The sequence below is a fragment of the Dolichospermum circinale AWQC310F genome (assembly GCF_000426925.1).
GTDB classification, from domain to species: Bacteria; Cyanobacteriota; Cyanobacteriia; order Cyanobacteriales; family Nostocaceae; genus Dolichospermum; species Dolichospermum circinale.
On sequence record NZ_KE384667.1, the window covers coordinates 48214 to 57384 of the forward strand.

General features: G+C 38.2%; 10 protein-coding genes. 2 read left to right on the plus strand and 8 right to left on the minus strand.

The genetic code is table 11. The features are described from left to right. The 6 genes from ACIR310F_RS23515 to ACIR310F_RS0104060 all read right to left on the minus strand — a co-directional run. A partial coding sequence (locus tag ACIR310F_RS23515) for a glycosyl hydrolase family 18 protein (RefSeq protein WP_155963610.1) occupies positions 1-1680 on the minus strand: 1680 nt, incomplete at its 3' end. Between the two features lie 230 nt (positions 1681-1910). Next, positions 1911-4151, minus strand: a complete 2241-nt coding sequence (locus tag ACIR310F_RS0104045; protein ID WP_028082715.1) for an FdhF/YdeP family oxidoreductase — start codon at positions 4149-4151, stop codon at positions 1911-1913. Between the two features lie 22 nt (positions 4152-4173). Then, entirely contained in the window at positions 4174-4449 is a 276-nt protein-coding gene (locus ACIR310F_RS0104050; RefSeq protein ID WP_028082716.1) for a type II toxin-antitoxin system RelE family toxin, read from the minus strand. Further along, the gene (locus ACIR310F_RS0104055) at positions 4442-4627 is read right to left on the minus strand and encodes a hypothetical protein (protein WP_155963612.1); all 186 of its coding nucleotides are present in this window, start codon (positions 4625-4627) and stop codon (positions 4442-4444) included. Before ACIR310F_RS0104055 ends, ACIR310F_RS0104050 begins: the two co-directional genes overlap by 8 nt. Continuing rightward, positions 4590-4712 carry a type II toxin-antitoxin system Phd/YefM family antitoxin gene (locus ACIR310F_RS27250; RefSeq protein WP_269208333.1) on the minus strand — a complete coding sequence of 41 codons (123 nt, stop codon included), beginning with the start codon at positions 4710-4712 and terminating at the stop codon, positions 4590-4592. Before ACIR310F_RS27250 ends, ACIR310F_RS0104055 begins: the two co-directional genes overlap by 38 nt. A gap of 122 nt (positions 4713-4834) precedes the next feature. Beyond that, entirely contained in the window at positions 4835-5737 is a 903-nt protein-coding gene (locus ACIR310F_RS0104060; RefSeq protein WP_028082718.1) for a S1 RNA-binding domain-containing protein, read from the minus strand. On the opposite strand from ACIR310F_RS0104060, the gene ACIR310F_RS24055 reads away from it, so the two are divergent. Beyond that, positions 5736-5981 (plus strand): hypothetical protein, encoded by a 246-nt coding sequence (locus ACIR310F_RS24055; protein WP_155963614.1) that lies wholly within the window; start codon positions 5736-5738, stop codon positions 5979-5981. The two genes, ACIR310F_RS0104060 and ACIR310F_RS24055, sit on opposite strands and share 2 nt — an antisense overlap. Here the strand turns inward: ACIR310F_RS24055 and ACIR310F_RS0104065 are convergent. Beyond that, complete coding sequence (locus ACIR310F_RS0104065) at positions 5945-6697, minus strand: dienelactone hydrolase family protein (protein WP_028082719.1); 753 nt, start codon at positions 6695-6697, stop codon at positions 5945-5947. The two genes, ACIR310F_RS24055 and ACIR310F_RS0104065, sit on opposite strands and share 37 nt — an antisense overlap. A 167-nt stretch (positions 6698-6864) precedes the next feature. Here ACIR310F_RS0104065 and ACIR310F_RS0104070 point away from each other — a divergent pair, with 167 nt between their 5' ends. Then, positions 6865-7851, plus strand: coding sequence for a GntR family transcriptional regulator (locus ACIR310F_RS0104070; RefSeq protein WP_028082720.1), 987 nt, complete (start codon positions 6865-6867; stop codon positions 7849-7851). Positions 7852-8143: 292 nt separating this feature from the next. On the opposite strand, the gene ACIR310F_RS0104080 is transcribed toward ACIR310F_RS0104070, so the two are convergent. Further along, positions 8144-9043 (minus strand): Rpn family recombination-promoting nuclease/putative transposase, encoded by a 900-nt coding sequence (locus ACIR310F_RS0104080; RefSeq protein WP_028082721.1) that lies wholly within the window; start codon positions 9041-9043, stop codon positions 8144-8146. Between the last annotated feature and the right edge of the window lie 128 nt (positions 9044-9171).

The following is a 9171-nucleotide window of genomic DNA, read 5'->3' on the forward strand; positions in this document are numbered from 1 at the left end:
AGAACCTCCGGGATTTTGACCCAAAGTTAAATATTTGTAAGCGTTATTAACTAAAGAATCATTATTAGTTGCGGCTAGATCACTAGAAAGCTCCCAGAAGAACATACCTCCTAAACCTTTATCTTTGATATAGTTAGTCTTGATGCCAATTGACTGACTATCTTCGTAGGAACTAAACATTCCACGCTGGTCGGTAGGACTGTAAATATAGGGAACTTTTGCAATATCATCCCAGTAACGGGTATACACACTTGGTTGAGTTTGGAGTCTATTATACAAATCTTTATAATCATAAACACCAGTTGCCCAAGTTCCACTAGCCTTACCACTAGATGACTGGAATAATCCGTTATTTATATTAGGTACACCAGCCCAACCATATCCATAAGCAGGTGCGCCTAGAACTATATCTTCCGCTGCAACCCCCGCATTCAGATAACCCTGTATGGTAGAGTCTATAGATTGCTGCCCGGAGGCGGCATATAAAGGAGCATTATGGTTAGTGGTTGATTCAAACGTAGAGCCATGATAATCATAGGCCATCAGATTGAAGAAATCGATGTATTGGGAGATTTGTGATAACTCAAAATTAGCCATAGTTGAAGAACTAGCTGGAGAAGCAACGGTAAGCTGATATTGTTTCCCATCTATAGCTTGTTGTTTATTTAACTCTTGCCGTAATGTTTGTAGCAATAAAGTGTAATTCTGTTTATCTTCTGGACGGTTGATATTTCCTGCTTCTCCTCCACTAACAGGGTATTCCCAATCAATATCCAATCCATCAAAACCATATTTAACCATTAACTGCACCGCAGAGGTGGCGAATTTGGTACGTAAAGAGTTAGTAGAAGCAGCGTCAGAGAAGGGACTAGAAAGTGTCCAACCTCCAACAGACATCATGGTTTTCAGATTAGGATTATTTTGTTTTAAGGCTTTGAGTTCAGCCAAATTACCCGCTAGTCCTGCCTGTGACTGTTGCCAAGTATATTTTCCACCAAATGTCTGTTGTATATCAGCCCAAGGATCTGTGAGTGCTACTTCTCCATTTTCTATTTTTGTAAAGGCGTAGAAAACATGGGTAAGTTTATCCGCAGGAATATCTTGTACCTGAAAATTACGTTCGTATGTACTCCAGTTTGTGTAATATCCACCTACGACATAATTGGGTAAAACAGCAGTATAAGCCTCCATTGCCTGAATTTGCAAAGCCAGAGGCGCTTCAATTAATCCTGTGGCATATTCTAACAGCCAATCTCCACCCAATGCAGCACTACCAGTCCAGTCATCAGATGCAGCTACATCTGCCCCGGTCAGTTGACTAATTTGCTGGACAAAAGCTTTACCAATAACCCCCCCAGCCACGTCACAACCATACAGCAGAATGTCTCCTGTGGTAGTGAGAGATTGACCCCACTGCTGTAATTGTGAACTATAGCTATTGAGGGTTGCTGAGTTTAACTGAGTTGAACCAAGGGATAAACTACCCTCTCCACCGTGAGAAATAATTTGAATACTATCAATGTCTGTCAGTGCTGCTAATTTATCGGTAATTTGCCTAATACCATCCCGTGTTTGGTCAAGAATAAACACCAGTGAGCCAGGTTCGACACCATTAACTAGATTCTGCCAGTCTGTAACATTGGGATCAATGAAAACGACGTTTTTGGTAGATTTTGCCACAATTGTACCCTGTATTAATTAAAAAGTTGTTTTTTTTACTTTACCAACCCTGTACTGACTCCAGTATCTATCTTGAGATAGATTTTCATGTCGCATTCGTCATTAGACGATATTATGTACTCTGTATGAGAATGAATTTTAGAAGGCTTTGTTTTCTTTGTCAAGTGGAGGCAGAGCCTCCTAATGACATTCCCAGTCTGAGACTGGGAACGAGATAATAGAGATAATATTTAGTACACAAAAACCGGAACTCTTTTATAAGCAGGTGTACCACTTTCAGGATCAATTGCTGCTGTCAATAAAACGTTAGCTTCAGGATAAAACATAAAGGCTACACCTTCACGAATTGCACCACAAATAATTTCAATATTCTCTAGTTCTCCCCCACTTCCTTTAACTGTAACTCGTTGATGTTCTTGAAATCCTGCTTTTTTGATATCCAAACTATTCATTAGAATACAATGACGATGGGGCATATTGCGATATTTATCTGCACTGCGATAAACTACGGTATTATGTTGTCCATAACCGCGCCCTGTTCCCAATATTAGGACAATTCCTGGTTGATTTTCCTCCACAGCAAAAGCTGATTTATCAGGTAAAGTTAATTGTCGTAAAGGTGTGATAAACATCCGCGCTTTACCATCAAAAGTGGGAAATTTCGGTTCATCAAAAATCCGTCCTGCAATGGTAAATTCTGCCTGAGTTTGATCAATTTGACCTATTTTATCATAACCAGGAATAGTTTTAGCAATTAATTCTCTAACATAAACCGTATCTTGCAATTTACGCCAATTAATCGGATGTTCATCATGTAAACGATGGGCTATTTCTGTAATTAATTCTACTTCAGAAATCAAATCAGAATTATCTGGTTGTAAATGACTTTTACCTGCATCATTTAACCTAACAAAATTATTACCTGATTCCGTTGTCGTCCGATGGGGATTTTCAAAACGATTGAAAACAGGTAAGATTAAAGTTTGCTGTTTTGCTAATCCGTGAAAATGTCCTAAATTTGGTTTTGTTGCTACATAAAAAATGGTTTCTATTTGTGATAAAGCCCGTTTTGCTTGTGATAAATCTGGGTTAGCTGCATACAAATTTCCCCCTAAACAAAAGAGGGTATTGATCTTTCCTAATTCTGCTGCTGTTATTAAATCACGGGTATGATAACCTGGAGTTTCATTCAGGGGTTTTCCTAACAACTGAGATAGTGCTTGTTTGATTTCTTCCCGCAAATTGACGGTGACACCCATTGAACCAAATCCTTGGACGTTGGAATGTCCTCTAATGGGCATTGTTCCCGCGCCAATTTTACCAGCATTACCTGTAATTAAAGCCGTATTTGCTATACTCAAAACATTATCTACACCGTTAGTTTGTTGAGTGATTCCCATAGCCCAAGCAAATACTACTCGCTCAGATTTACCAATTATATAGGCTGTGGCGGTAATTTCTTCTTGAGATAATCCGCAGGTTTTGGTGATATCATCCCAAGAGATATTATGGGCATAATCTAAAATTTGTTGCCAGTTTTGAGTGGAGGATTTGAGATATTCTATTTTAATTAAATTTTGGGCAATTAAGGATTTTTGTAACCCTAGAAATAAGGCTACATCACTACCAGGAATGGGTTGCAAATATAAGGAAGATATATCAGAACCACCGGTAAGTAAGGATTTGATCGGAAAAGCAGGAGAAGCAAATTTAACTAAACCGATTTCAATTTGGGGATTAATAATAATTACTTTACCACCCCTGTCCCGTAATTTGATTAATTCGTTCATTAATCGGGGATGATTTGCGGGTGCATTAGAACCAATTAAAACCACACAATCACTATGTTGTAAGCTTTCTAAACTTACCATTGATGTTCCTGAACCGAAAACTTTTTTTAAGCCGACGGTTGAGGGAGCGTGACATAAATCCGAACAATCTGCTAGATTATTACTACCTAGCGATCGCATTAACAATTGTAATAAGTAAGCAGCTTCATTAGAAGAACGTCCAGAACTATAACTAGCTATAGTTGCTGGTGTTAAACTAAAGGCTGGTTTTGCGATTTGATAAACTTCTTCCCAACTAATACGTTGATAATGGGATGAACCTGATTTAAGAATGAGAGGATAACTAAGTCTACCTAAGTTATCACATTCTTGGGAAGTTAATTCTTGCAATTCACTGATATTATATTTTTGAAAAAAATCTGGTTTAATTCCTGGTTGCAATTCTGCTGCAATAGCTTCTACACTTTTAGCACAACGTTGTAAATATTCTCCTGCTTCATTGACAAACCCTCCTTGTTGTCCACCCGTACCCCAAGCACAGGATAAACAAGTGCTTTTATGATTGAGAGTTTGCCATAATTGTAAACCTTGGGGTGAGAGAGTTTTTTCTACCCAATATTGGATTACGGGTAAACCGCCCCCTGCATGGGAATTAGATTTATTTTCTGGTAAATTGTCCATAAATAGGAGTTGTATATCTTATTTACAAATTTTCATAAACCTCATCATCATTTCGCTTACCAACTCGAAAAATTTTAGTCTGCTCCTCTTGAATTGTATAAATAATGCGAAACTCTCCTTGATCCACTCGATAAAGATCAGGACACCCTTTTAATGATTTATAATCCTGCGGTTGAGGATTATCCATGAGAGTGATAATTTTTGACATTACTTGTTTAAAAAACTTTGGTTGCAGTTTTAGCAATTCTTTACGGGCAGATTTTTTAATCTTTAGCTTATATTGTTTACCTTCATTCATTGACAATATTCTCTACAGTAAATTCCGTTCCATGAAGCTGATTATATGCCTTAATGACTTCTTCTGGACTAAAAGATTCTTCATCGTCTTCTGAAATTAAATAAATGTCCAATTGTTTTAAACGTTTCCATTCTTCATAACTAATGATAGTAGCGATCGCTTTTCTGTGCTTTTTCAATAACAATTGATGTTTCTCCTTGGGTAAGACTATCCAAAAAATCACTCAAATGTTCTTGTATTTCAGTAGCATTTACTTGATTCATGATCATTTCACTATGATGATATTGATGATTTTAACTGCATCTGAATAAATAGGGAATAGGGATTAGCAATTAGCAATTAAGATTTGACAATTACCAATTACCAATCACCCATTACCAATCAACTATTCAGCAGTTTTATTAGCTGCACGATTAGCACGAGCTTCTGCTGAATTCATGACTTCTGCAAAATTTTCCACAACTTCACCGGGGAAATTTTCTAAAACTCTTGTAGAAATAGCAATTCGACCTTTACCTTCGTCTAAATCAATAATTACAGCTTTAATGATTTGACCAATTTGAAAGACCTTTTCTAAAGATTCAATAAATTTTTGGCTGACTTGTTTAATGTGTAGTAAAGCACTGACACCATTTAAATCTACAAATACACCAAAAGGTTTAATGCCGGTAATTTTTCCCTCTACTAATTGACCTAATTCTAATAAACTGAAGTTACTAGAACGAGCCGCTAAACGTTGAGAAAGAACCAGCTTTTTAGTTTCACGATTAATTTCTAGAAAGCCGACGGTGAGACTTTGGCCTTTAAGTGCTTCTAGATTATCACGTTCGGAAATGTGCGATCGCGGAATAAAACCCCGGACACCCAAAAGATCAACAGTGACACCACCTTTATTAATACCTGTTACCCGCACTTGGACGGTTTGGGAATTTTCCTGCATCTCTAACAGTTTATCCCAGATTTGACGCACTTCCAACTGCTTACGAGAAATAGTGACTTGACCTTCAGCATCCTGATCCTGAATAATCAAAAACTCTAGTTCCTCATTCATCGGTAATACCTCCGACAAATCAGTTACTGCTCTCAAAGAAGCCTCATCTTGGGGAAGAAACGCAGATGATTTACCACCAATATCAACATAAGCACCATCGTGGTCAATTTGGAAGACTTTACCACGAACAATTTGCCCTTTTTGAAATTGGTAATCGTGCTTTTCTAGGGCTTTAGCAAAATCGTCCATTGAAAAAGACGAATTGGCTGTTTGAGAAAGTTTAGATTCGGAATTCATGACTTTGAAGATAAATTGTTATTTGTTAGTCGTCAGTGGTCACTGGTCAATTGTCAGTGGTCAATTGTCAGTTGTCACTGGTCAATTGTCAGTGGTCACTGGTCAATTGTCAGTTGTCAGTTGTCAGTTGTCAGTTGTCAATTGTCAGTTGTCAGTTGTCAATTGTCAGTTGTCAATTGTCAGTTGTCACTGGTCACTGGTCAATTGTCAGTTGTCAGTTGTCAGTTGGCTAAAAAGTTCTTGAACTTGTTGCCAAGCATTCGCCGCAGCTTTAGAATTATAACTGGCACGATGGTCACAAAAAAATCCGTGATCAGCCCCATTGTAGCGAAAAACACGATGGGGAATTTTCTGTTTTTGCAGTTCTGCTTCAATCTCGTCTACTTCTTCTAAGGGAATACTTCCATCTTGGGTCCCAAAAAAGGCATAGATAGTTCCTTGAATCTCTGATGTCCGGGTAATGGTGGGATTTCCACCTCCAGGAGTGCGACTAGTAATTCCCGCACCGTAAAAGGAAGCAGTAGCCTTAATATCTGGTAAAGTAGCAGCTAGATAGGCCACGTGACCGCCAAAACAAAAGCCAATACAACCAAATCCATCTTTTTTGACTTGGGGTAAAGTTTTTAAGTAGTTAACAGATGCTTGAATATCGCTTAAAAGTTCTGAGGCTGTGGTCTGTAACCAAGCGTATTTTCGGCCTATTTCCACATCCTCAGGAGTATAACCAGTTTCAAATCCAGGTGCTTGACGTTGAAACAGTGCTGGAGCGATAGCTACATAACCTAGTTTAGCAATTCGTTCGGTTACCTCCCGAATATGCACGTTAACACCAAAAATCTCCTGTAAAACAATAATTCCCGGATAAGAACCAGGGGAAGTTGGTTGTGCTAAATAAGCATCTATTTGGAAATTATCTGCGGAGATTTGAATTTTTGCAGTATTTATTGCTGGCTCTGTCATAATTAAGTTAGCAGTAAAGAAAAAAGTCCTTTATTCATTTTGAATCTTAACTCCTGACTGCTGTATAGTTCCTTGGTAATATTTATCAAAGTAAATTAACCCATTAATCATATATTTAATAGGTAACTGATGGCAATTAATCTAAGTTTTAGGCAGAGGAATTGGTCATGATTCAGTTCCGTATTCAACCAGACAGTGAAATTCCCGCATCTAACCAACTATTTAATCAAATCCGATTTGCGATCGCCTCCGGGCAATATTCACCCGGATACAAATTACCCAGTACCAGGGCCTTAGCAATGCAAACCGGGTTACACCGCAACACCATTAGCAAAGTTTACCGCCAATTGGAGGTAGAGGGATTTGTAGAAAGTCTTGCAGGTTCAGGAATCTATGTTCGCACCCAAGGTCATGAAGGTGGAAATAGATCACAGTCCCCCATTCTCAAACAACATCCAACCAGCTATAAAGTAGTTCAACAAGCCCTGGATGAGTTACTCACCCAAGGCTGTTCTCTCAATCTAGCACGGGAACTATTTTTAGCAGAAGTTGACTGGCGTTTGCGTTGTAGCGCGAGATTATTAGTAGTAACTCCGTCTCAAGATATTGGGGCTGGGGAATTAATGGTTGATGAATTAGAGGAATCCCTGCAAATTCCAGTCCAGCTAGTACCCATGGAAGAACTCATGACGGTACTAGACCAAACAGCCTCGGCCACATTAGTCACCAGTCGTTATTTTATCGGAGAAGTGGAAGCAATCTCCGCCCCCAAGGCCGTCCGTGTTATTCCCTTAGATATTCATGACTACGCTAAAGAACTCACTGTAGTCAAAAACTTACCCAACTCTACTTGTATCGGTATAATTAGTCTTAGTCCTGGTATTCTCAGGGCTACAGAAGTCATTCTCCACGGTTTGCGAGGTGAAGAATTATTAGTAATGACTTCCCAGCCCAAGGATGATTATAAACTACACGCCATCGTCAAACGCTCAGAAATCATCTTTTGTACCGATCAAGTCAGCTACTCCACAGCCCAAGCAACCTTACAAACCTTTCTAGAAGACCTCATTCGTCCACCTAAACTCATTCGCTGTGAAAATTATATCGGTACACAGTCAATTAATTTACTAAAACGCGAACTGGGACTAATTTAACTAATTTAACAGCAGTCACCTATCATATCATGTCCGGTTGAACACTGATCATATCTGTTGAGGCTGGTAATGGGTAATTAGTAATTGGGAAAAGGCAATACAATGATGAACTATATCGTCAGTGATTGGGCGGATATGATATCAATAAATCTGGAGTCATGGGTAAAAGTTCCTGAGTTAAAGTCCATTAAGCTGGACTCAAAGCATTTTTTACTCGTCTTGGGAAGACTTCTACCATGAGACTCCAAATTGATTCGCAAACCGTTATTAAAACTACTTCAAGGTGTCAGTTTCATGACTCCAGAGGTGTTTCATTAACAGATTTTACAGATTTTTCCGCAACCTCCCTCACAGTTTCAATATCTACAACTAACTTTGCTGCTATTTGTTCTACAGTCAAACCCAACTCTAATAACAGCGGTATTGTTTCCAATTTACCTTCCAATTTACCTTCTAATTTACCTTCCAATTTACCTTCTAATTTACCTTCCAATCTACCTTCCAATCTACCTTCTAACCAACCTTCTACTTTCGCTTCCTCCGCAACTTCTCGAAAATACCGCGTTTGCTTTAATTCATCTAAAGTAAACATGGCTTCAATCTCCTGACGACTTAAATTAGTTAATTTGTAAACAAGGATTGTCTCTAACAATTCTAGAACTTTTTGTCTTTTGCTGACATCTACCAATTGTTGTCGACATTTTTCGATTAACTCCCTAGTATGATCAGTAGCAGTTTCCTGTTTTTCCACCACTAGCTGCACCATTCCCAGTCCTAATGAATTATTGCTTGTTACTTCTAATTCATCCAAGTAAATAAATGTGACTTGCTGACTCATTAGTAAACCCCGATACTGCATTGGTATACCAGGATCTAAACTACGTTTAGCAAAGATAGCTACTGCATGAAAATCGTTCTTTGGTTTATATTGATTTAGATAAACAAAGATTTCTGTAAATAACCGCCAGTAAAAATCCCCTTTCGGTTGAAATTGAACTTCTACAAAGTAAATAGGCTGTTCGGGAATATCTAAATTAGGTACAAATAAACCATCAAAGCGAAATGCTAGTTCTTTAATTTCTACAGATGTAAATTGATATCTTTCCGCTTCTATGGCTGGCTTACCAATCAGTTCAAAAAGAATACTAGGTAATGTTTGAAACAGTTGATAGAATATAGTATCAGTTTTCACAAAGTTTCTATTCTTTTACATTCATTTGAAAATTATTAAAAGTGATAGGAATCACACATATATAGGAATCCGGTTTGATTCTGTGAATTTACTTGTGTGGTCAGGGAACAGGGAACAGGGAACAGGGA